This window comes from Aquimarina pacifica (assembly GCF_000520955.1).
In the GTDB taxonomy this organism is placed as follows: domain Bacteria; phylum Bacteroidota; class Bacteroidia; order Flavobacteriales; family Flavobacteriaceae; genus Aquimarina; species Aquimarina pacifica.
The window spans coordinates 1-22,771 of the sequence record NZ_JACC01000011.1; the positions used below are offsets into that span (position 1 = coordinate 1).

Genomic DNA, 22,771 nt, shown 5'->3' on the forward strand with positions numbered 1-22,771 from the left:
TCTTGTAACGATTATTCAGGACGTCACAATCATATAATTACTAAGAGACACTATTAGATATCGAAGACCTAAACACATATCTTTAAAAATCAAACTATTATATTAGCACATTTGATTTTCTTTAATAGCACAAAAAAGATCTGTACACCTATCAAAAACGGCCATTAAAACTATGATTATATCTACAAAAACTATTTACATAATCGCTTTATTCTTTTTGGCTCTTTTATTGAATAGCTGCAGTTCTGATGAGAATACTTCGAACCAATTAGATTCTCAAGAACAAATTAATGAAGATCAAATAAGAGAAGAAGATACTTCTGGGGAAGAACCCGAAGAAGTGCAGGAACAAGAAGAGGAACAACAACAGGAAGAAGAAGAAGAAGAGCATGAAGAAAGGGAAAATATTGTATGGAAAAACTGGTATCTTTCTGTTCCCCTTGAAAAAAGTGATGCATCAGGAAAAGCAACTTCTATATATTATGAAGATATTATAAATGACCAATTAACAGCTCCTCAAAGAGAATATTTCTATAAAAATGAAGACGGCAGTTACACAATGTACACCAAGTTTACTGGTTTTACGACATCGGGCTTTTCTGAAACAGCACCAAATGGAGGAACCAAATTTTGCAGAACAGAATTAAGGGAATATTGGAAAGGGAATCAGGATGCGACGGATAATTGGTATATGGATACAGGTACACATGAAATGGAATCAACCCTAAAAGTAAATTACTGCGGTGGAAGTAACCAAACCTATGTCGCACAAATTCACGCACGAAGTAGTCCTACCAAACCAGGCTCTGCTGCCACTGTAAAAGTACTATGGAAAAACGGAGATCTGGTGATTGAATATTACATAAAGCCTGATAACGGTATATGGACCAGCGATTACATTGAAAAAATCACAATTGCCACCGTAGACTATGAGAAATTCACGATCAAGCTTCGCATTATAGATGGCACACTAGAATATGCTTTAACATGTGAAGCAAAAAGTATCGTACAACCCTACCAAGAATTATATGATTATGTAAGTAATGGATATGATTTTGACAACTATTTTAAAACAGGAAATTATTTTAAATGGAATTCTGATTACACAGAATCCGCCGAAGTTATCCTATATGAAGTAAAAACTAATCATTACTAAAACATTAGCAGAACATTCTTGAATTAATACAACCGTTACTAATTTTAGAAATTTTCTCTGCAACTACATGTATCTAATAAAACTCCAAGGTCTTCGTCCTTTTAGATAATTTAGATCCTCCTCTTTTCTATAAGCCTCTCGTTCAAAAGAAATGTTTCTATAAGCTTCTTGAGAATTTCTATATTGCAATAGTCTAATTATATATTCGAACAAATAAATAATATAAAAAGGGAGTACGAGAAGTTCTGCTTGTTGTCTCAAATGAATTTTTTCGTGATTAATAAAGACCGCATCCGCTTTAAGAAAGGGATCTCTAATCACAATAAAGGGCCATAAGGCAATGCCTACAAAATGACGACCTATCAAATATTTGTTAACAACAACAGGCATATTACTGCAAGATACTATTTTTGTACATATGAACAATCCTAAAAAAGTATTAACTCCCAAAGAAGGAGATTATTATATCACTCCAGAAGGATATCGATGTTTTACAGAAAAATACCATCTTAGACGAGGGTATTGTTGCGAAAGTGGCTGTAGACATTGCCCATATGGGTATGACAAGAAAACAAATAGTTACAAAAAAAAGTAACCAATACTATAATCGAATTACATGGTATGATTATTGTGACTAGAAAATTAAAATAATAATAACTTTATCAAGCAAATACCCCGTTCATTAATAAAGGCTTAGGGGCTTACTTTTTCTTGATAGTAAAAAAACAGGATTATGAAAAAAATTTCATTGCTATCACTAATCCTTATCATAACCATCACTTCTTGCTCAACTGTGCGTGTTGCATCGGATTATGATAAGCAGGCAAATTTTGACACGTATAAAAGTTTTGCTTTTTATAAACCAGGGATTGATAAAGCAGAAGTTAGTGACCTTGACAAGAAACGTATTCTTAGAGCCATCGAAACTGATATGATTTCTAAGGGGTTTTCAAAATCTTCTTCGCCTGATGTCCTCGTAAGTATTTTTACAAAAACAAAAGAAAACGTAAATGTATACCAAAACAACTTTGGTTGGGGGTATGGATGGGGTTGGAATCCATGGTTCTGGGGAGCAGGCTACAACACTGTATCAAGAACAACTGAAGGCACTCTATACATAGACCTTATAGATGCAACAAAAAAAGAATTAATATGGCAAGGAATGGGTACCGCAGCTTTGACTAAAAATGTAGATAGAAAACAAGAAAAAATGAATGAAATAGTTTCTGCAATATTAGAGAAGTACCCCCCAGAAAATCAATAAAAACCATTTTTATACTAATTGATATAGCCTTTCTTTTTTTAGAAAGGCTATATTTTTATGTACATTTATATAAATCTTGACATATCCGTATATGCGTAATTTTTTTATAGGTGCTATTTTTACCGCAATTCTGGTATTTGGTGTTACATTTTTTATAGATAAACACAACACAGAAAAAGCAGTAATCGAGTCTTCTGATGCTATTTTATCACAAATAAAAAATGTAGGAAAATTGGTAGTAACCGAAGGGCATTTTGCTGAAGTAATTACATATAAAGATGATAAAAAACTGTATCTGGATCTAATTACAGCAACGAAAAAAGCAATTGTCGTGGTGAATGCAAAAGTTTTGATTTCTTATGACTTGAGTATGGTTACTCATCAAATAGATACTGAAAATAAAATCGTAACCATAACCAAAATTCCTGAGCCCGAAATCGATATTAACCCCGAAATAAAGTACCATGCCCTAGAAGAAGATTTTTTAAATCAATTCGATCCAGAAGATCATAATAAAATTAGAAAAACGGTAATTTCAGAATTAGATAAAAGAGTAAAAACATCAACACTGGTTGCAAATTCAAAAAATCGTCTCATTAGCGAACTACAAAAAATATACATTCTTACCAATTCTCTGGGATGGACGCTACAATATGAAGAAAAAGTAATCAATACTCAAATCGATATTCAGGAACTAATTCTACATCCTTAATCCAAGATTTACAAACACCAAAAGCATCACCAAAATTATATCACTTTCATTGTACCTAGAACGAAAAAAGATGAAAAAAGCAAAACTTTCTCCATCTCTTTTTATATAAATCTGAATTGTTAATAGAATTTATTTTGTCCCTTAAACGCTACGTATTATACAGATTTTTTTATTATTTACGTATATAGAACGAACCACATATGATATACCCTACCTTATCTAATATTTATTTAAAAAAAATACTCTTGATAAAAGATTACAAATTCTATTAGTTCGTTACTATAAGTTTATTTATTATCGCAACTCCTGAAAATAGTAACTTCTACTATCCTTTTGCTCACAATAATACAAGTTACTTATGTCATAGTACCTGCTAGTACTCTTATATACCACTCTGATGACTACACTCTGGATACTCTACATTGAAGGTGTAATCCTTATCATTTTTCTTTATCACACTTGATTCTCCATTATGATCTGGTTTATGGGCTGCCCCAGTCCCTAGATCAATAAACATACCCAACAATCCCCAGCTAAAAGCACTTAGCATAAAACTACCTGTTCTAAAAACACTGTGATATGTTTTCTTATGTTCTTCACAGTCTTCATGCTTTAGCTTTACTTCTAGTGGCCTGTTACGGTAATAAGAAGCGTTAACAGAACCCTTTCCTGCTTTTTCTCCATTAACATAGATATCTGCATTAGGGTGATTTTTCGCAACTATTGTTGCGTTATATTTACTTCCCCCAAACATTACTCCACAACTGTTCATCGTAATTGAAATTAAAATCATCGTTGCTAAAAATAGACTTCTTTTTTTCATAAAATTAAATTTGATTATTTGTAATTTTTCACATCGTTATACATCATCCATGTAAACGATATATGTTTATGTAAGATCAACTCAAAATGTTACAAACGATCGCCATTTTTTTTTACGACTTTATATAGAGATCAAATTTTCAGCTACACCAAAGCAAAAATAGTGAGGCAGTTATAAGAACTAAACGAAAATTAAACACTGAAAATTTATTTAACTGTTAATTTTCAGAATTAAAAATACCTCATTCACTTATGGCTATTTTTTATTTAATTCCGGCAAAAGCACCAAAACACATATTCTTATGTAAAATTTCTGTGGTACCAAAACCAACTTTTTTCATCAAGTCTAATTGATACGTCATTGACCTAGGCGAATCCTCTTTTTTAATATAATCAAGAACTTTATCTCTGTATTCTTTCCCATTTATACTTTCTAAATACTCTCCGTAACGCTGCCATGTATACTCATTGATCGCATACGTTTCTTGCGTGATTAAATCCGAAATCATCAAACATCCATTCTCGGTAAGTAATGAAAATAATTTTTTGAACACAGTTTCCCAATCTTTATCATCCCTTAAATGATGCAAAACCGCTCCAGCCAATATAATATCAAAATGATTTTCTTCTAAAAGCACATCTCTTATATCTCCTTGTATAATCCGTACAGATTGATTTGTATGTAAAGAAACTCTCCCTAAGGCACTATCCAACATAGGACGACTCAAATCAACTAGGGTACACTGTAAATTCGGGATTTTGGATAACATTTTTAATGTATAATTACCTGCACCACAGCCTATATCTAACACTCTTTGCGCATTTGGCTGGATTCTTTTTGCACCTTCGGTTAATACTTCTAATGAGATTTTTGCATCTATCGTCGCCACCTGCCCTGTCTCTAAATTTGAAAATCTTTCTACATCCTTATCAAACCGCTCTTTAATTTCTTTTACTGTGGATTTTTTCATAATTATCTGATTTATGTATTTGTATTTATCGAATAATTAAAAATAGTATTTCATAATATGATTCAAAAAGACTTATTTTGTTATAGAATAATACCTTATAAGTATTACTATGGAATTAAGACACCTCAGATATTTTTTGGCTGTAGCCAATGAATTAAATTTTACAAAAGCTTCTGAGAAGCTATTTATTTCTCAACCTCCCTTAAGTCGCCAAATAAAAGAGCTTGAAAATGAGATCGGAGTTCAACTTTTTGAACGCACCAATAAAAAAGTACTATTGACAGAAGCTGGCAAGTACTTTAAGAAAGAAATAACCCATCAATTACAAAATTTAGAAGCGATAGTTCTTAAAACCAAGAAGATTTCAGAAAGTGTAAGTGGTGAATACAGAATTGCTTATATAAGTTCTACTTTTTCTGATACGATTACAAAACTTGTTCAGTTTTTGACACAAAAATACCCGTACCTCAATATCAAATTATTTGAAGTTTCTACGGCAAAGCAAATCTTGGCACTCGAACAAAATAAATTAGATTTAGGTATTCTCAGAGCTCCTATTATATCTACAAAAATTGATTCTAGACTTTGGTTTAAAGATTCATATTCTTTGGTTTTCAATAATACCCATACTGAAATCAAACACGTAAATGACTTAAAAAAACTGAAAGATGAAGTCTTTGTCTTTTTTAATAAAGAGCATGCTCCTGTTTATTATAGTTCATTACTACAAATTTGTTCTCGATATGGGTTCATGCCTAATATTGTTCATGAATCTAATAATATAAACTCTATTATTCAATTGGTAAGAAATGGTTTGGGAGTTTCTATTGTTCCTACAAGTCTACAAAAAAGTCATATATATCCAGAATTATCCTTTTTGGACCTCGACCCTAATTTTTCTACTAATGTTTTACTTGCTACACCCAAAAACGAAACTTCGCAAGTAACGGCTTCAGTCGCCTCTTTTTTGTTGGAATAATTTTCTTGGCTATCGAGAAATTTTCGCTAACGCTTCGGCTACATCAATACTCAATTGTTCGCGATCTTCAATATACATCTGATGTTCTTTTCCTTTTATGATCTTATAATTGAGTTTCATTTTGTCAAACCAAGCATTTTTAGGTTTGAATATATCTTCAGCTCCATAGTACAGCTCTATTTCGCCTTTTGGTCTTTCTGTTTCATACCGCAATCTTGTTGAGGACATACAAATAAGGGAATTAATTCTATTGGTTTCGATGCCGAATCTCCAAGCAATTGTGCCTCCAATACTAAAAGCAAGAATATGTACTTTATTTTTTTCTAACCCTATCAACGCCTCAACAGCTCTATCAATCCCTCCTGCTACAAATTCTTTATGAAGACTCTCTTCTTGATATTCTGCAATATTAATCTGACCTAATTCGCAACAATCATAATATGTAATATCAAAATCTCTATCAAGAGCTGCGCTATAAGTCGCTACCCATTTAGAATGTCTTCTACCCCATAAATCCGAAAGAATCAATAGTCTTTTTCTCATGTTAGTATTTTCCTAAATTCTTTAACACATCAATCAAAGGGCTACTACTCATCACTAATTAGATGTTGTTTGGTACTTTTTGAATAAATAGACGTTCGGAATGGGGGTGTCTTTTGTTTCATTAGTGAATAGCGTACTTGCTATCCACCACCTATCTTCTAGATATACTAACTGATAACTATTTACTCCTCTCTTTTCATATGTGCCTTTTAAATTTCTACAATAGAAACTTTGAAACACAGTTGCAATTCCATTAAACTCATTTATAGTCAACCCAATAGCATATTCTTCAAAACCATCTCTTGCATAATAGGGCCCTACGTTTCTAACAAACTCTTCTAAATTCATCACATTGACCTTACTTTTGCCATCCTTTGTTTTTCTCAGTGATGTTTTTTGAGCAGTAGGCAAAAACAAATTTCTATATTCCTCCCAATTTCTTTCTTCTCCGATTTCTCCTGATATTAATTCTATCATTTTATTCGTTATTCCTTCTATTGACTTTAAGGGTAATGTATCTATTTGTCCTATCGCGTTTATATGAATCCCAAATACGCATAGTACGAGTATTATTTTTTTCATTTGGCTATTATATTTTATTCATTTGGCAAAACAAATTACGTATTTCAACGCTGTCTTTTAGTTCAAAAAACGTTAATTATCATTTATCTAGCCTAATTTTTAATTTAGACATTACACTTATGAATCAGTGAAGAAAAATGCTACTCTATTTCTCGAGTATTCTATTCTAAACACCTAGATTATATAAAATTAGTATCCATCAATTTCAATACAGATATATCCTGATTTATAGTGCTATCAGTTATTATACCTCTGAGTTACCAACCCATATAGATATGAAGTTCTATGTTATAGATATTGTAAATCGAACATCAAATAATGTTATTAAACATCATCATTTATTTCAACCCAATATCCATTTGGATCTTGAAAGTAAACCTGCTTAACCCCATCTTTTCGAATGTAATCTTTGTTTGGTGTATTAAGCCAATCAGAATAATCAATTTTCAGTATTTGCAAATGCTTTACAAATGAATGTATATCGTTTGTTGTTAAAGCAAAATGAACTGCTTTATTGATTTTTATTTCAGCATTTGGACGAGGAATGAGGTGAAGTTGTATCCCTTCATCAAAAGACAACCATCTGGTTTTAGAGCTTGAAGCGGTATTCTTGATTTCTTTAATCTGAAATACCTTTTGATAAAATTCAACGGATTCGTCAACATCTTTTACCGAAAGCGCTATATGATCAAAAGAAAAAGTATGCATGTAGTAAAGTTTATTAGGTTCAAATATCTGTATTAATAATTTAATGTAACAACTTTTATAGTCCTAAATAACACCGGTTATTGCGGCAATGAATCCAGTAACAAGAATCAATATAAACAGGCACAAGCCAATAGCATAAATCATCACTACCTCTGAGTTTGTAGAACTTTTAGGGCTGAAATATTTATGTATAAAAGGAACCCCCAAAACAGTACCAAATATTAGTAATAGAGTAAAAGGAATGGCATTTGTGAAAGTAGCAGTTTCTTTACTTCGTTTAACTATAGCTGACCGCGCGGCATAGTGACAGATTATTGGGTAAGCAATCATAATGCCTCCAAAATTTATAAATTCGCGCGAGGCATTAATTAGAGATCGATATTCTCTCCAACTACTATTGTCAAAATAGGTTTCTAGCGACAATACTATTAGATTAAAAATAACGAAGAACCCTATAAAAAATTAAGCGATTTTAAACCCTCTTCGGGCCAATCCAATTTTTGCTTCTTCGACAGAATAGACTGTACAGCGCAACCAAACAAACCATAACGACAGAAAAATACCAAAAAAAACAGAAAGAAAACTCAATAACATTGTGAACGTAACTTGTGTTGCGTGAGATTCCTCAGAAATGATCGAAAAAGTAATAATTATAATAGTGTACACCAAAAATAAAATTAACGGACCTAACACAAGATATATGGCTATTTTTTTTGGGGAAAGATTGAAAATATAATCTGCGACTTTTTGCATATCCGATTTTATAATTAAAAAAAAGAAACTAATTTTTATCCTTTTCGAATTGTAGGGAATTCTTGAATATACAATATATTGATAAAAATAGTACACGTTATAACAATCAATCATTACTTAATTATTGGTATTTCGTCTTCACAAATCTGAAGTAAACATTCAATTCATTTCCTAGTAGCTGTAATCACACAAACCTTATAACATACCTTTTTTATTCTGTTTGTTAATTCGCTAAACTTTATTTTAATTTTTCTATCAAGGTATAGGGAGTCGATATTTTTGTCAATAAAAGATGCTCTTGCACTACTACTGAAAATTTAATCTTCTTATTCAAAGATGATGTTTTTTATATACGCTTTCCTTTTCTAAACTGCATCATTTAAGACTTCAATTCATTGATATTCGTATACATTAACCAAACCCCAGTCACCTTGTTCGTATAGAAAATATTCATACACTTATTTAATTACAAACGGTTACAATCGCTTACAAACACATACAAGCGAAACTAAACACTTCCTAACCGAATCACATTTCTAAAGCATCCTATGTTTGCAGTGTTGAATTAAACACCAGAGATTAACGCTGATATCATGTTAGTACAAATAAAATCAACATAACAATTGAATACTACTAGTCAAGAAAATAATAACCATAAAAAATTAATATTATGAACACACTAAAAAACAAAGTACAATTAATTGGTAACCTAGGACAAGAGCCAGAAATCTTACTTCTCGAATCTGGAAAAAAACTAGCGAAATTCTCAATTGCAACAAATGATTATTACTACAACAAACAAGGAGATAAAATTACCGACACCCAATGGCATAATATAATTGCATGGGGTAAAACAGCCGATATCGTAGAAAAATACATCAATAAAGGACAAGAAATTGCCGTAGAAGGTAAACTCACATCACGCAGTTACCAAGATAGTGAAGGTACAAAAAGATACATCACAGAAATTGTCTGTAGCGAGCTCTTAATGTTAGGAAATAAATAAAAAACGAAATTCTAAAATGCAGCACCTCTTAAATGATCATGTTCTACCTCTAGAAAAGTTCTAGAAAAAATTATCTATTTACATATAAACAATTATTTACTAATGATACTTTATGGCCTGTTTGTTTACAAAAACAAACAGGCCTTATTTTATTTTTCTATACTGTATGTGAAAAGATAACTATACCGTTTTTTTATCGTTGCGCATCCCTAAATATACTAATGCAGCTCCTGTAAAAAACATTAACAAACTATACACTGCTGGTGCAATAGCAAAAGAGCTATTATTAAGAAGAACAACTGCAATTGTTATAGCCAGCGTTCCGTTTTGAATCCCTGATTCGATTGCAATAGAAATCGATCTTTTTGTAGTAACCCTAAATAATCTTGCTGAAAAATACCCTATTAACATAGTAAAAAGATTAAGACATATAGAAACTAAACCTGCCTCTTTAAAACCTGTAATAAGACTATCTTTTTCCTGAATAGTGATTCCTAAAATAACAACTGCCATAACAACCCCAGAAGCAATCCTAACAGGTTTTTCCATCTTTGCTGCAAAATTCTCTTTATATCTTCTAATTACCATTCCTAAGGATACAGGAATAACAGTAATTGCCAAAATCTGAACAACCGTCTTAACAATGTCTAGCTCTATTACCTGTCCTTTATCAAGAAAATGCTCTAAAGAAAAATTGACAATGAAAGGAATTGTTATAATAGTAATAAAACTACTCAAGGCTGTTAGCGTTACAGATAAAGCTATATCTCCTTTTGCCAAATGGCATATCAAGTTAGAAGTTGCTCCACCAGGACAGGCTGCCAAAATCATAATACCAATTGCAATCTCTGGCTTCAAAGAAAAAATAGAGGCTAACAAAAAGCCTACAAGTGGCAAAATCAAAATTTGATTGGTCAGTCCTACAAATACTGCTTTGGGATAAATAAATATTCTTTTAAAATCACTAAGTGTTAAGGAAAGTCCCATCCCTAACATAATAATAATCAAACTTACTCCCAAAACAATGGTAGATATCTTATCCATAGTGCTCGTTTTATATGCAATATAAAGATATTCTTAAGAAATCACAGAAAGCCTTATCAAAAACAAATAATAAAGCCAGATAGTAATTCTATTAACAGATACCAATAAACGATATTGTTTTTGCAATACTTGGCAGAACTTACAAATAAGTTTCAAAATACTTATTTGCCGCTTCTCATTCCTTTGAGTAATACAGAAATCATATCTCTTTTGAGTATATCGGGGTCGATATTTTTCTGTTTTGGATACCATAAATAAAGGGTTCTTAAGGTAGAGAGTGTAGAGAACACCATAATCTCAATATTGTATGGACTGATCTCACCAGCATCTACTCCCATTTTTACAATACTCCTGAAGTTTTCTTCATAATTATGACGCATCTTTTCAAAGTATATTAGATTTTCTTCTTCCAAGTGCATCCAATCACTATTTAATGCTCCTAATCCATCAGAATTACGTAAAGTAACATCAACATGCATACTAATGATATTCTCTAATTTTTGAATAGGATCTATATCAGCATTCATAATCTGGCTCATCCCTAATGTAAATTCTTCTGCAAGATTTATAATGATAGTAGACAAAATCTCTTGCTTTGACTGAATATGATTATAAAGACTTGCAGCCTTAATCCCCATTGCTTTTGCCAAATCTCGCATTGTTACAGCGCTATACCCCTTTTCTTTAAAAAGAATAGATGCTGCATTTATTATCTCTTGTTTTCTACTTTCGGGTTTCATGTATTTCTATTTATTATTTCTTGTACGCAAGACACCTAGACAGAATACTAAATCTGAGCAATATCTTTATATAACTACTACATGCACAAACAAACATTAGGTTTCCCTTTTTCCAAAAATAAATTTTAATCTCATAAAATGGGAGTTTTTTATCATTAAAAACAAAGATTATAATACTTTTACTGGTACAATATATTTACTCAAATTATCTACTTATGAAATTTTTAACCGTAACACTCTTGTTTTTTATACTTTCAGGTACCTCAACATGCAAAGGAAAAAAAGAAGTTGCTCTCAAAACTACAGAAAAACCAAAAAATCAGACCCTTCAAAAAGAAACCTTTTTATTAGTCTCCCTTAATGGAAATGATATTACTTCCAAAAAACTACATATAACTTTTGATGAAGCGAGAAAAGCAGCATCAGGAAACGCTGGATGCAATTCTTTTTCTTGTGGATATACCACCGAGAATGAAACAATCTCATTTGGGTTTGCAAGAGCAACTAAAATGTACTGCGAAGAAAATCATAAATTAGAACATGAATTTATGACCAGCTTGCAACAGGTCTCTACAAAAGTGATACAAAATGATTCTCTTTTTCTAAAAGATTCAGACCAAAACAAATTATTTGTTGGGATAAAATCTATGGATTGAGATAAATTCAGCAAAGTTCAAACTTTACATACGTAAAAGTCTACAGGATAATTACTTTTTTGGTAAATGAAGCACCATTTTCAGTATTCTCTATATTTACAAAATACATTCCGGCGGGTTTATCAGATAAGTCTATTTCTTGTTCTCTAGATATTAATCGTCCCGATTTTACTTTCTGACCGGTCATATCATAAATGATATATTGCAGTGTTGGGCTTACAGCATTAGCAACAGTAACAGTACTTTTTGTGATATTAAAAAACACATCAACATCTCCCTGAATCTCTTCGGGTTCTGTAGGTCCTGTATCTTGCTGAGAAAGCATATTCAAGGTTCCTTCTCCTGTGTTTTCTGGATCTAACCAGTTCGAAAGTCTAGAGGAATCAGAACTCCCAAAATCCCAAGAAATAACAAATCTACCATAATAATCTGGAGCTCCGTTATCGGTTAATCCCGAACAAAGGGCACCTCCTCCAGCAAGTTGACCAACAATTCTACCATTTTGATCAAAGAGAGCAGAGCCAGACGAACCACCTTCGGTAACACCTAAATCCCAATCTTCTACCTCCCATGAATCGACTGGTAAACTAATACCTCCAATAGACACTTTTCCGGCATCATTTGCCCCATTATCCTCTCTACACACTTTCATAATATCACCAGACGGATGATGGATTCCTACTACAAAAGCAGGTTTATTACCAGTTCTATCCCATCCAGCCCATTCTAGATCCCAAGAATCATCTAAGCCACCATCTAATCTTAATAATCTAAAATCAGATTCTGTATTGGTAGCCAATATCGTTGCGCCACTAGTTGTTTGATTAATTACAGCATCTACACTTTCTGTATTTGTAGCACAAGAAGGGACAGGGCTAATCCAATTAAAACGAAATGCCCAAGTAGCTGTATTACCACCATTACAATGATTAGCTGTTAAAAAATAAGGAGCTTTATCATTACTTGTATTATTAATAAGGGTACCTGTACAAACGAACCCGTCCATAATAATAAACCCTACAGCGTGCTTTAATCGTTCTTTTAACTCGTCAAAATCATCCCCAATAGAACAATCTACATCACGATTACAACTACCTGATGAGCCTAATGCCTTTGATTCTATCTCTTCATTAGTAACAGAACGATATCCATGTATCACCTTTGAAATATGAATATCTCCTTCTCCCGATACCGAAACAGGCTCAAAATATTCTAACCAAACGTCATCTCCTTCTATCAACCATGTTCCTAACATTTGATCAGGTCTATTAAAAATATTCGTATACGCTCCCAGAAGATCTGACCTGTCATTATTGTATACATATAATGTAGCTCCTTCAGGAATGTTATATGAATCTAAAATAAAATTCATTGTTTTGGCTCCTTCAGAAACAATATTAATTCTCCAAATTCTATCCCCATTATCCAATGTATACCAGCTTCCAGAATTCTCTAGACCCAAATCCACTTTTAATTCATATCCGAATCTATAAGGTATTGATTTGTCTGTATCATTTTGTGCATCCTCTGCTATAATCGTATTTAGATCAAAATCTTTCATGAACACAGAAGTATTCACTTGTTTGCTAGTCAATCCTAGTTTCCAACTAACAGGCACATCTTCATTAGTAACCTGAGCATTCATAAAGAATACACACATCACTGCCACTAATAACAATTTGAAATTCAAAACTTTCTTTTTTAACTAAACGTAAACAAATTTAACCATTTAAATATACTATTATATTAAAATAAAACTATTAATTTTCGATTTCATTTCATTCTGACCAAAATATATTTTCAAAATATGTCTGCAAATATAACATCCAACCCCTTGATAGATAAACTTCCGGATCATTTAAAACAATTCATAAAACCTCAAAATTATGATGAATACACTCCTATTGATCAAGCGGTATGGAGATATGTTATGCGTAAAAACATCACTTCTTTAAGTAAAGTAGCCCATAGTTCTTACCTCAATGGGTTAAAAAAAACAGGGATTTCTACTGACGAAATTCCTAGTATGTATGGTATGAATAGAATTCTTAAAGAAATAGGCTGGGCAGCGGTAGCAGTTGATGGTTTTATTCCGCCAAATGCATTTATGGAGTTTCAGGCCTATAATATTCTTGTTATTGCTTCAGATATAAGGCAACTTGAAAATATTGAATATACTCCGGCTCCCGATATCATTCATGAAGCCGCAGGGCATGCTCCGATTATTGCGAATCCTGATTATGCAGAATACCTAAGACGTTTCGGAAAAATTGGCTGTAAGGCTATCTCTTCTAAAAAAGATTATGATATGTACGAGGCCATCCGCGAACTCTCTATCCTAAAAGAAGCACAGAATACTAATCCAAAGGATATTAAAAAAGCCGAAGAAAGAATTGAAGCTCTTCAAGATATAAAAGAAACACCATCAGAAATGGCATTGATACGTAATCTGCATTGGTGGACTGTAGAATATGGACTTATTGGGACTCCTGAAAACCCAAGTATCTATGGCGCGGGCTTATTATCTTCTATTGGAGAAAGTGAATGGTGCATGACTGATCATGTAAAAAAACTACCCTATTCTCCAGACGCGGCTTTTCAGGATTTTGACATTACAAAACCACAACCGCAGCTATTTGTAACTCCGGATTTTGCATACTTATGTCAAGTTTTAGAGGAATTTGCAGACACTATGGCTTTACGAAAAGGCGGGCATCGTGGACTTAAAAAATTAATAGCGTCAGAAAACTTAGGAACCATAGAATTAAGTACCGGATTACAAATCTCAGGAACTTTTACTCGAATGATTACAAATGAAGATAATCAAGTAATTTATTTTGAAACCAAAGGTCCTACAGCGCTTTCTTACAGCAAAAAAGAACTTATCGGTCACGGAACTACAACACATAATAAAGGTTTTGGCTCTCCTTTAGGAAAGCTAAAAGGAATTAATCTTGCCATAGAAAACATGTCTCCTAGAGATCTAAAAGCCTATAATCTACACGAAGGAAAATATGCCGAATTCGTTTTTGATAGTGGCATTACGGTTTCAGGAACAATTATTACCGGAACCCGAAATATAAAAGGGGAATTAATTATTATTCAGTTTAGTGAATGTACTATTATGTATCAAGAAGAGTATCTCTTTAAACCAGAATGGGGAACCTTTGATCTAGCCGTTGGCAAAGAAATTATTTCGGCATTTTCTGGACCTGCAGATGATCAATCTTTTGATCTAATCACCTATAACCCTTCTTCGGTTGCTGTAAAAAAAACGTATACTCATGAGCAACAAGAGCTTCACGACTTGTATCAAAGTGTTCGAAATATCAGAGAAGGTAAAAATGCCAAATTTTCTCTGGAAGGAATATTCGAAATCATAAAAACCGACCATACCGATGACTGGTTACTTTCGATAGAAATCTATGAGTTAGTACATGATAGAGATATGGCGTTTGCCAATGTTATTCTAGAACATCTTACCCAATTAAAAACTAAAAAACCCCAAATTGCTCATCTTATTGATGGTGGTCTCAAAACAGTAAACAACTATCAAGAAACACATAGTTTATAACTTTAGAAAGACACTCTTCATGTTTCCTAGTAAAATCTACTGATTTTATAAACTAATACAACCTCTTAGCACATATAATCACTATAAATAGTAATAAGATATTTGAAGTAATTTTTGGGATAACCTATAAAACACCCGATCATTACCTCAAATTCATCGTGTATTACTTTGTACTTCTTACTAAGTAGTATTTGCCATAGATTTAATCTTGTAGATAATAAAAATACAGCACTATTTTCTACATAAATAAATACACTGAATATTAACTTTAAAATACTATTTATTATGAGAGTACCAGCATCAGTAATGCACATGAATACTTTGAGAGACGTTAGAAATTATACTCGTCAAATTAATCGCTCAATAGAAATTCAATCAATACAACAAGAGCTTGCTAATTTTCGTCATGATTTAATCACTATGTATCAACAAAATATTGCATACCAACCGGGGATTAATCGTGTTCCGAACAGAGACATAGCGGGTCTTATCAACACTCGCTTGCAAAACATAAACAACCTACAAGTACAGCAACAGCTAGCTCCTGGAGTTTTGCAAAACGCTCAAGGCGTTATGCAACAAATTCAGCAAATGATTCCTACTAATGGAAATATCACAACAGCTAATCTCATTCCAATCATACAACAGGCGATACCCTTGTTAGAAGCATCTTTTCAAGCAGCACAACAACAAATACAATATCCTACTGCGCAACAAATCACTGACGTTACTACTCGCTTCAATAATATACCGCCTCAGTACATGAGATTTGCTCGAGGTGTTACACCACCAACACAACAAAATCGCAATACTGTAGTGCAGAACGAACAACTCTTAACAGGATCTTTAGCACAAAGACAAGGTATTGTACCCCCGTATGTTGCTCCGAGACAACCGAGACAACATAGACCAATACCGGCATTACCTGTTCGAAATAATCCTGTAAACCAACAGCAGAATTTAGCAGGTCTAGGACAACTTCCTCCAGGAGCAGCTGCCCAAAACCAAAATGGTCTAGGAAATCAGCCTGCCCGAGGTAGACGCCAGAATCAGAACAATAACAGAAGGGCTGGTCAAGGTATGGGGTGACTTTAGAAATAGATACAAATGCACAACCCGAAGTATACTTTTGTAGCGCCAATCTAAGCGCTACAAAAGTTTATTTTCTAAAAATCCATAAAAGGATATGTTTCCTGTAGTTCTTGTTTTTTGAATTGAAGCTGTTGCAGAAAGTCCTGATGTTGCTTACTATTAGGATTAAAAGCACGATGGTTTAATCCTCTGGTAATCTCTTCTACTTTTCTCATTATTGGATATACTTTTTCTTCAATCCAAGTTTTAGAAAAACGATCCCAAATATACTCAATGGCCAACACAGAAGGGTGGATCATATCAGTATCATAAAAACGATAATCTCTAAGCTCATCCATCATAATCTCATATGCAGGAAAATAAGATACATTCTGGTTTCTATCCAGTACAGTATGTACACCAGTAACTAAGTGAGACTTACTCCTTGTGTTTTGCACAAAACCATCTTTACTATGTCGCACAGGGGATACCGTAAACATAATATGTACAGAAGGATTAATACTGCGTATTAAGTGTATACAATTCTGAAGACTCTGTTCGATATCCTTTACAGCGAGTAATTCTTTTACAAATTCTCTTTGGGGAATCTTGTGACAATTAGCTACAAGCATATCTAATGCCTTCAATTTATAGACCCATGCTGTCCCTAGGGTTATCGCAACATGTGTTGCTGACTTTAACTCTTCTTTAGTAAGCAACAAGGCCTCATTAAGACTTGCTAACACCTCATTCTTATCAGGGCCACTTAAGGCTGAGTGCGCATCAAAACAATGCCATTGCTCGTTTACATAAAAAAGATCCGTTTCTGTATATCGCTCTCCTTGAGAGGCCATCCATAAAAAAGTTTCTATGGCTTTAGGGTGAAATAAAATCCCAAAAGGATTTATGCTATTTTTAAACTTAAAATACGCTAATTTATCACCTATATTTTCGGCAAAACAAGATCCCAGAAGTACGATTTCACTATCATACCCTATTTTTGGCTGCTGCTCTTGAATTGGTATTTTTGTTTGTAATTTCATACCCTCTACATACTCTCATACCTTAAGGAAGAGAGTGATGACATGTTATGTTGTCATTTATTATTTTATGTATTGCTTTGCATTATCTAATGCTTCAAGAATTCCTTCTGGTTTTTTACCTCCTGCAGTTGCAAAAAATGGTTGACCGCCACCACCACCTTGGATGTATTTACCGAGTTCACGAACTACTTGCCCAGCATTTAACCCTTTTTCTTCTACCAAGTTCTTCGAAATGTAGCATGATAATAGCGCTTTATTATTCTGTTCAGCACCAAATACCACAAATATATTATCGACTTCTCCTCCTAACTCAAATGATAAATCCTTAATTCCTGACGCATCCAGATCTACGTTCTTGGCCAAAAACTGAATCCCATTAATATCTTCAAATTGGGACTTGAGTTCTCCTTTAAGGTTTTTAGCCTTATCCTTGAGAAGAGCTTCAATCTGCTTTTTAAGACTAGTGTTTTCTTCTTGTAAAGACGTTATCGCTTTTACAGGATCTTTCACATTTTTCAATACTTCTTTTACCTGATTATATGATTCTGACTGAGAAGTAAAATACTCTTTTGCTGCATCTCCTGTTATACCTTCTATTCGTCGAATCCCTGCTGCTATTGCACTTTCTGATGTTATCTTAAAATGCCAAATATCTCTTGTATTCTCAACATGAATTCCACCGCATAACTCCATTGATTCTCCGAATCGAATTGCTCTTACCGAATCTCCGTATTTTTCTCCGAATAAAGCAATAGCACCTTGTTCAATAGCTTTTTCATACGAGATCCCTCGTTGTTCATCTAGCATCAAATGTTCTCTAATACGAGCATTTACAAAATCTTCGACTTGTTGTAACTCATCACTACTCACTTTTGCAAAGTGCGAAAAATCAAAACGTAAATTACCACTATGAACCATGGATCCTTTCTGTTCTACATGTGTCCCCAAAATTGATCGCAATGCCTGATGCAATAAGTGTGTTGCCGTGTGGTTGGATGCTGTTCTTGCTCTTTGTTTATTATCTACTACTGCTTTAAATTTGTCAGAAATATTTTTAGGCAAATTTTTTGCAAAATGCATGATCACATTATTCTCTTTTTTAGTATCGATAATATAGGTAACATCACCATTTGCAGCCTCTAAATACCCTTTATCTCCTACTTGTCCTCCTCCTTCTGGGTAAAAAGGAGTCTTATCGAATGCTAACTGATATAAAGCTCCGTCCTTCTTACTATCTACTTTTCTGTATCGTGTAATCATAACATCGCTAGAGAGATGGTCATACCCTATAAATTCTTCTGAAACATCTGAAACTAAAAGCTCCCAATCTCCTGTAGAAACTTGTGATGCTGCTCTAGATCTATCCTTTTGTTTCTGTAACTCAACCTCGAAACTCTTCTCATCTAACTCATACCCTTGCTCACTTAGAATTAACGCTGTTAAATCTATAGGGAAACCATAAGTATCATACAACTCAAACGCCTTCTCTCCCGATACCACTTTACCATCAGTATTCTTTAGTACAGTATCCAAAAGTGTCAATCCTTGATCTAGCGTTCTCAAGAAAGAATTTTCTTCTTCTTTAATAACATTTACAATAAGGTTTTTCTGAGATTTAAGTTCAGGAAATGTACTCCCCATTTGCGAACTCAATGTCTCTACCAATTTATAAATAAATGGCTCTTTGGTATTTAGAAATGTAAAACCATATCGTATTGCTCGGCGCAAAATTCTACGAATTACATAACCTGCGCCTGTATTACTTGGCAATTGCCCATCTGCAATAGAAAACGAAACTGCTCTAACATGATCCGCTATTACCCGAATTGCTACACTTACTTTACCGTCTTTGTCTGTAGGTGCACTAAGTTTATCATATGTTGAATTAGTGATGGTCTCTATTTCACGTATTAAAGGTGTAAAGACGTCTGTATCATAATTAGACTTTACTCCTTGTAATGCCATACATAATCTCTCAAATCCCATACCTGTATCTACATGCTGCGCAGGCAGTTTTTCTAGAGACCCGTTTGCTCTGCGATTATATTGCATAAAAACCAAATTCCAGATCTCTACTACTAGAGGGTGATCTTGATTCACCAAATCCCTACCCGATATGTTAGCTTTCTCTTCTTTTGACCGCAAATCAACATGAATCTCTGAACAAGGACCACAAGGCCCCTGATCTCCCATTTCCCAAAAATTATCCTTCTTATTCCCCATAATAATGCGGTCCTCAGGCACAATTTCTTTCCATAGGTCATATGCTTCCTGATCCATCTCCAAATCATCTTCTTTTGCTCCCTCAAAAACAGAAACATAAAGTATATCTTTATCAAGACCATATACATCTGTTAATAACTCCCAAGCCCATTGGATAGCTTCTTTCTTAAAATAGTCGCCAAAACTCCAATTCCCGAGCATTTCAAACATCGTATGATGATAGGTATCCATACCCACCTCTTCTAAGTCATTATGTTTACCACTTACTCTCAAACATTTTTGAGTATCTGCGATACGGTTACTTTTAGGAATACTATTCCCTAAAAAGAACTCCTTAAACTGGTTCATCCCTGCATTTGTAAACATTAATGTGGGATCATCTTTGATTACCATAGGGGCAGATGCCACAATACCGTGTTTTTTGGATTTAAAAAACTCTAAAAACTGATTTCTTATTTCTTGGGATTTCACAAGTCTACTATTTTACTTCATTAATTATCATATCAAACCGATACTCTTAAGTCTATATTTTGAGATCTGATCCAAACTGTATTCTTTAAATAACACTTATAACTATTTTTAAAATACACCTCTAATCGTGGAGTTTTGAATAAAAATCACTTTTTACCTCGTGCTTTCAAACTCAAAAAAAAACCTCTCAATTATCTAAAAAACAATACCTTACAAGGATTACATGCAAGAATCATTTAACAGAAAACCATTGATTTACCTCAAACTTTACAACAATTTATTATATTTGTTGTGATGTCATGTTTTTTAACATGCCACACATTGGTTGATATCCTGCAAAAATAGCATATTTTAAATTATGTCAAAGATTAAATACTACTATGATAGTGACACGCTATCATATCGCAGAATAGAGCAAAAAAAGGGGCGAAAATTTGGTATAGCAGCATTAAGTATCATCGGGTCTTTTTTAGCCGGTTTTATCCTTCTTCTTATTTATTTAAATATTCCTCAGTTAGAGACCCCCAAAGAAAAAGCTTATCGCAGAGAGCTAGAGAACATGCAACTTCAGTATGACCTGATGAACAAGCGACTCAAGCGTGACGAGAATATTCTACAAGAAATTGCCGAACGTGATGACAATATTTATCGTTTATATTTTGGCGCAAATCCTATTCCTGAAGCCTTGCGTAACGCAGGTTTTGGCGGTGTTAACAGGTATAAAAATTTAGAAGGATTTGATAATTCTGATATTATTATACACAGTAGTGAGCGAATAGACAAGCTAACAAAACAAATTGTAGTGCAATCAAAATCACTCGATGAAATTGCAGATTTGGCCAAACAAAAAGAAGAATTATTAGCAACTATACCGGCAATTCAGCCAATACAAAACTCTGACTTAAAAAGAATGGCATCTGGATATGGGTGGAGAAGTGACCCGTTTACAAAGGCAAGAAAGTTTCATTACGGAATGGACTTTTCGGCAGCTACAGGAACACCCATTTATGCTTCTGGCAATGGCGTTGTCACCAGAGCAGATGCTAATTCAACAGGATACGGAAGACATATACGAATTGATCACGGCTTTAATTATGTTAGTCTCTACGCACATTTAAGCAAATACAATGTCAAAAAAGGACAAAAAGTAAAACGTGGAGATGTTATCGGATTTGTAGGAAGTACCGGAAGATCGGTAGCTCCTCATTTACACTACGAAATATTTAAAGATGGTGAACGTATTAATCCCCGTAACTTTTATTATGGCAGCTTAACTTCTGAAGAGTTTAGCGAAATGCTCAAAGCCTCTAATTTGATTAACGAAACTTTAGACTAAACACCAATCAATGCGTAAACTTCTTCTTTTAGCCATCATTTTTGGTTTCAGTAGCTCTATACAATCCCAAAAATATTCGAAAGAAGTTATTGATTCGATGTTTGTCATCGCAAAAAAAACACAGCAAGAACTTGCAGCTCCCAAAAGCATCAAAATAATGGCCGTTGGCGACATTATGATGGGTACTGATTTCCCTAATACAAGCTATCTCCCTCCTGAGGGCAAAGGACCATTTGATGATGTAAATAGTATCCTGACTAACGCAGATATTTTATTTGGTAATCTAGAAGGTACCCTAACCGATGAAGGAGAAAATGCAAAACGCTGTTCTGATCCTTCTAAATGCTATTCTTTTCGATCTCCCGAATACTTTGGTAAATATCTCGAAGAAACTGGGTTCGACGTAATGAGTATTGCCAATAACCATATAGGTGACTTTGGTCCAATCGGTATTAAAAACACGACAAAAGTATTAACCCAACATGGTATTGCCTATGCCGGAGTTTTTGCACAACCGTCCACAATTTTTGAGAAAAATGGAATTACATATGGATTTTGTGCCTTTGCTCCCAACAAAGATTGTGTAAAAATTCATAACTTAACCAATGCAAAAAAGATAGTAATTGAACTTAAACAAAAGGTAGATATTGTGATTGTCTCTTTTCATGGTGGAGCCGAAGGACTTAAATACACTCATGTTCCTAGAAAAACCGAACGTTTTTATGGTGAAGACCGTGGGGATGTTTATAAATTCGCCCACACATTAATTGATGCAGGTGCCGATATTGTTCTCGGTCATGGGCCTCATGTCTCTAGAGCCTTTGAAGTATATAACAATAAATTTATCGCCTATAGTTTAGGTAATTTTTGTACATACTCACGATTTAACCTCAGCGGAATCAAAGGATATGCTCCTATTGCAGAAATTGAAATCGATACCGATGGTAATTTTATAAAAGGGGTATTGCATTCTGCACGACAAATTGATGAGATTTATCCATTTATAGATGATAAAAAAAGAGCACTGAAAGAAATTAAAAAGTTAACCGCCGAAGATTTCCCTGAAAGCAAGTTGATTTTTGAGGATGATGGAAGTTTTACACAACAAAAAGAATAA

The 22,771-nt window shown here is 33.6% G+C and carries 23 protein-coding genes; 11 read left to right on the plus strand and 12 right to left on the minus strand.

What is annotated here, in order from left to right; all coding sequences use genetic code 11:
• Nucleotides 1-172: 172 nt before the first annotated feature.
• On the plus strand, nt 173-1,156 hold the full coding sequence (locus tag DZ60_RS0107670; protein WP_025741507.1) for a polysaccharide lyase family 7 protein: 984 nt from the start codon (nt 173-175) through the stop codon (nt 1,154-1,156).
• 63 nt (nt 1,157-1,219) lie between these two features.
• On the opposite strand, the gene DZ60_RS0107675 is transcribed toward DZ60_RS0107670, so the two are convergent.
• Entirely contained in the window at nt 1,220-1,546 is a 327-nt protein-coding gene (locus tag DZ60_RS0107675) for a hypothetical protein (RefSeq protein ID WP_025741508.1), read from the minus strand.
• A gap of 28 nt (nt 1,547-1,574) precedes the next feature.
• Between DZ60_RS0107675 and DZ60_RS25085 the strand changes: the two genes are divergently transcribed.
• From DZ60_RS25085 to DZ60_RS0107685, 3 genes are all read left to right on the plus strand, one after another.
• Nucleotides 1,575-1,751 (plus strand): DUF5522 domain-containing protein, encoded by a 177-nt coding sequence (locus DZ60_RS25085; protein WP_161634374.1) that lies wholly within the window; start codon nt 1,575-1,577, stop codon nt 1,749-1,751.
• A gap of 138 nt (nt 1,752-1,889) precedes the next feature.
• On the plus strand, nt 1,890-2,420 hold the full coding sequence (locus DZ60_RS0107680) for a DUF4136 domain-containing protein (protein ID WP_025741509.1): 531 nt from the start codon (nt 1,890-1,892) through the stop codon (nt 2,418-2,420).
• 91 nt (nt 2,421-2,511) lie between these two features.
• Nucleotides 2,512-3,132, plus strand: coding sequence for a DUF4230 domain-containing protein (locus DZ60_RS0107685; protein WP_025741510.1), 621 nt, complete (start codon nt 2,512-2,514; stop codon nt 3,130-3,132).
• A gap of 382 nt (nt 3,133-3,514) precedes the next feature.
• Here the strand turns inward: DZ60_RS0107685 and DZ60_RS0107690 are convergent, their stop codons facing one another.
• Both DZ60_RS0107690 and DZ60_RS0107695 read right to left on the minus strand, forming a co-directional pair.
• Nucleotides 3,515-3,955, minus strand: coding sequence for a hypothetical protein (locus tag DZ60_RS0107690; protein ID WP_025741511.1), 441 nt, complete (start codon nt 3,953-3,955; stop codon nt 3,515-3,517).
• 262 nt (nt 3,956-4,217) lie between these two features.
• Complete coding sequence (locus DZ60_RS0107695) at nt 4,218-4,925, minus strand: class I SAM-dependent methyltransferase (protein ID WP_025741512.1); 708 nt, start codon at nt 4,923-4,925, stop codon at nt 4,218-4,220.
• Nucleotides 4,926-5,034: 109 nt separating this feature from the next.
• Here DZ60_RS0107695 and DZ60_RS0107700 point away from each other — a divergent pair, with 109 nt between their 5' ends.
• On the plus strand, nt 5,035-5,904 hold the full coding sequence (locus DZ60_RS0107700; protein ID WP_025741513.1) for a LysR family transcriptional regulator: 870 nt from the start codon (nt 5,035-5,037) through the stop codon (nt 5,902-5,904).
• A gap of 9 nt (nt 5,905-5,913) precedes the next feature.
• Here DZ60_RS0107700 and DZ60_RS0107705 read toward each other — a convergent pair whose 3' ends face one another.
• The 4 genes from DZ60_RS0107705 to DZ60_RS0107720 all read right to left on the minus strand — a co-directional run bounded on the left by DZ60_RS0107705 (nt 5,914) and on the right by DZ60_RS0107720 (nt 8,160).
• Nucleotides 5,914-6,447: an alpha/beta hydrolase family protein gene (locus DZ60_RS0107705; RefSeq protein WP_025741514.1), complete on the minus strand. Its 534-nt coding sequence runs from the start codon at nt 6,445-6,447 to the stop codon at nt 5,914-5,916.
• Between the two features lie 54 nt (nt 6,448-6,501).
• Nucleotides 6,502-7,029, minus strand: a complete 528-nt coding sequence (locus DZ60_RS0107710; protein WP_025741515.1) for a hypothetical protein — start codon at nt 7,027-7,029, stop codon at nt 6,502-6,504.
• 324 nt (nt 7,030-7,353) lie between these two features.
• A complete protein-coding gene (locus DZ60_RS0107715; RefSeq protein ID WP_025741516.1) occupies nt 7,354-7,737 on the minus strand; it encodes a VOC family protein in 384 nt (127 codons plus the stop codon).
• A gap of 63 nt (nt 7,738-7,800) precedes the next feature.
• Complete coding sequence (locus DZ60_RS0107720; protein ID WP_025741517.1) at nt 7,801-8,160, minus strand: hypothetical protein; 360 nt, start codon at nt 8,158-8,160, stop codon at nt 7,801-7,803.
• Nucleotides 8,161-9,160: 1,000 nt separating this feature from the next.
• Here DZ60_RS0107720 and DZ60_RS0107730 point away from each other — a divergent pair.
• Complete coding sequence (locus DZ60_RS0107730) at nt 9,161-9,496, plus strand: single-stranded DNA-binding protein (protein ID WP_025741519.1); 336 nt, start codon at nt 9,161-9,163, stop codon at nt 9,494-9,496.
• Between the two features lie 180 nt (nt 9,497-9,676).
• On the opposite strand, the gene DZ60_RS0107735 is transcribed toward DZ60_RS0107730, so the two are convergent.
• Together DZ60_RS0107735 and DZ60_RS0107740 are read right to left on the minus strand one after the other, a co-directional pair.
• A complete protein-coding gene (locus tag DZ60_RS0107735; protein ID WP_025741520.1) occupies nt 9,677-10,540 on the minus strand; it encodes a bile acid:sodium symporter family protein in 864 nt (287 codons plus the stop codon).
• 161 nt (nt 10,541-10,701) lie between these two features.
• On the minus strand, nt 10,702-11,280 hold the full coding sequence (locus DZ60_RS0107740) for a TetR/AcrR family transcriptional regulator (RefSeq protein WP_025741521.1): 579 nt from the start codon (nt 11,278-11,280) through the stop codon (nt 10,702-10,704).
• Nucleotides 11,281-11,495: 215 nt separating this feature from the next.
• Between DZ60_RS0107740 and DZ60_RS0107745 the strand changes: the two genes are divergently transcribed.
• Nucleotides 11,496-11,936: an META domain-containing protein gene (locus DZ60_RS0107745; RefSeq protein WP_025741522.1), complete on the plus strand. Its 441-nt coding sequence runs from the start codon at nt 11,496-11,498 to the stop codon at nt 11,934-11,936.
• Nucleotides 11,937-11,976: 40 nt separating this feature from the next.
• Here DZ60_RS0107745 and DZ60_RS0107750 read toward each other — a convergent pair whose 3' ends face one another.
• Nucleotides 11,977-13,626, minus strand: coding sequence for a T9SS type A sorting domain-containing protein (locus DZ60_RS0107750; protein WP_152537392.1), 1,650 nt, complete (start codon nt 13,624-13,626; stop codon nt 11,977-11,979).
• 117 nt (nt 13,627-13,743) lie between these two features.
• Between DZ60_RS0107750 and DZ60_RS0107755 the strand changes: the two genes are divergently transcribed.
• Nucleotides 13,744-15,510: an aromatic amino acid hydroxylase gene (locus tag DZ60_RS0107755; protein ID WP_025741524.1), complete on the plus strand. Its 1,767-nt coding sequence runs from the start codon at nt 13,744-13,746 to the stop codon at nt 15,508-15,510.
• A 285-nt stretch (nt 15,511-15,795) separates the two neighbouring features.
• Nucleotides 15,796-16,599, plus strand: a complete 804-nt coding sequence (locus DZ60_RS0107760; protein ID WP_025741525.1) for a hypothetical protein — start codon at nt 15,796-15,798, stop codon at nt 16,597-16,599.
• 77 nt (nt 16,600-16,676) lie between these two features.
• Here the strand turns inward: DZ60_RS0107760 and DZ60_RS0107765 are convergent, their stop codons facing one another.
• A complete protein-coding gene (locus tag DZ60_RS0107765; RefSeq protein ID WP_025741526.1) occupies nt 16,677-17,624 on the minus strand; it encodes a GSCFA domain-containing protein in 948 nt (315 codons plus the stop codon).
• A gap of 60 nt (nt 17,625-17,684) precedes the next feature.
• The gene (gene alaS / locus DZ60_RS0107770; RefSeq protein ID WP_025741527.1) at nt 17,685-20,318 is read right to left on the minus strand and encodes an alanine--tRNA ligase; all 2,634 of its coding nucleotides are present in this window, start codon (nt 20,316-20,318) and stop codon (nt 17,685-17,687) included.
• 358 nt (nt 20,319-20,676) lie between these two features.
• On the opposite strand from alaS, the gene DZ60_RS0107775 reads away from it, so the two are divergent.
• Together DZ60_RS0107775 and DZ60_RS0107780 are read left to right on the plus strand one after the other, a co-directional pair.
• A complete protein-coding gene (locus tag DZ60_RS0107775) occupies nt 20,677-21,654 on the plus strand; it encodes a M23 family metallopeptidase (RefSeq protein WP_025741528.1) in 978 nt (325 codons plus the stop codon).
• A gap of 10 nt (nt 21,655-21,664) precedes the next feature.
• Complete coding sequence (locus tag DZ60_RS0107780; protein WP_025741529.1) at nt 21,665-22,771, plus strand: CapA family protein; 1,107 nt, start codon at nt 21,665-21,667, stop codon at nt 22,769-22,771.

Excerpts from the sequence above, each read along its gene's own strand:
- DZ60_RS0107670 (WP_025741507.1), top strand. The coding sequence starts at position 173 with ATGATTATATCTACAAAAACTATTTACATAATCGCTTTATTCTTTTTG.
- DZ60_RS0107675 (WP_025741508.1), bottom strand. The coding sequence starts at position 1,546 with ATGCCTGTTGTTGTTAACAAATATTTGATAGGTCGTCATTTTGTAGGC.
- DZ60_RS25085 (WP_161634374.1), top strand. The coding sequence starts at position 1,575 with ATGAACAATCCTAAAAAAGTATTAACTCCCAAAGAAGGAGATTATTAT.
- DZ60_RS0107680 (WP_025741509.1), top strand. The coding sequence starts at position 1,890 with ATGAAAAAAATTTCATTGCTATCACTAATCCTTATCATAACCATCACT.
- DZ60_RS0107685 (WP_025741510.1), top strand. The coding sequence starts at position 2,512 with ATGCGTAATTTTTTTATAGGTGCTATTTTTACCGCAATTCTGGTATTT.
- DZ60_RS0107690 (WP_025741511.1), bottom strand. The coding sequence starts at position 3,955 with ATGAAAAAAAGAAGTCTATTTTTAGCAACGATGATTTTAATTTCAATT.
- DZ60_RS0107695 (WP_025741512.1), bottom strand. The coding sequence starts at position 4,925 with ATGAAAAAATCCACAGTAAAAGAAATTAAAGAGCGGTTTGATAAGGAT.
- DZ60_RS0107700 (WP_025741513.1), top strand. The coding sequence starts at position 5,035 with ATGGAATTAAGACACCTCAGATATTTTTTGGCTGTAGCCAATGAATTA.
- DZ60_RS0107705 (WP_025741514.1), bottom strand. The coding sequence starts at position 6,447 with ATGAGAAAAAGACTATTGATTCTTTCGGATTTATGGGGTAGAAGACAT.
- DZ60_RS0107710 (WP_025741515.1), bottom strand. The coding sequence starts at position 7,029 with ATGAAAAAAATAATACTCGTACTATGCGTATTTGGGATTCATATAAAC.
- DZ60_RS0107715 (WP_025741516.1), bottom strand. The coding sequence starts at position 7,737 with ATGCATACTTTTTCTTTTGATCATATAGCGCTTTCGGTAAAAGATGTT.
- DZ60_RS0107730 (WP_025741519.1), top strand. The coding sequence starts at position 9,161 with ATGAACACACTAAAAAACAAAGTACAATTAATTGGTAACCTAGGACAA.
- DZ60_RS0107735 (WP_025741520.1), bottom strand. The coding sequence starts at position 10,540 with ATGGATAAGATATCTACCATTGTTTTGGGAGTAAGTTTGATTATTATT.
- DZ60_RS0107740 (WP_025741521.1), bottom strand. The coding sequence starts at position 11,280 with ATGAAACCCGAAAGTAGAAAACAAGAGATAATAAATGCAGCATCTATT.
- DZ60_RS0107745 (WP_025741522.1), top strand. The coding sequence starts at position 11,496 with ATGAAATTTTTAACCGTAACACTCTTGTTTTTTATACTTTCAGGTACC.
- DZ60_RS0107755 (WP_025741524.1), top strand. The coding sequence starts at position 13,744 with ATGTCTGCAAATATAACATCCAACCCCTTGATAGATAAACTTCCGGAT.
- DZ60_RS0107760 (WP_025741525.1), top strand. The coding sequence starts at position 15,796 with ATGAGAGTACCAGCATCAGTAATGCACATGAATACTTTGAGAGACGTT.
- DZ60_RS0107765 (WP_025741526.1), bottom strand. The coding sequence starts at position 17,624 with ATGAAATTACAAACAAAAATACCAATTCAAGAGCAGCAGCCAAAAATA.
- DZ60_RS0107775 (WP_025741528.1), top strand. The coding sequence starts at position 20,677 with ATGTCAAAGATTAAATACTACTATGATAGTGACACGCTATCATATCGC.
- DZ60_RS0107780 (WP_025741529.1), top strand. The coding sequence starts at position 21,665 with ATGCGTAAACTTCTTCTTTTAGCCATCATTTTTGGTTTCAGTAGCTCT.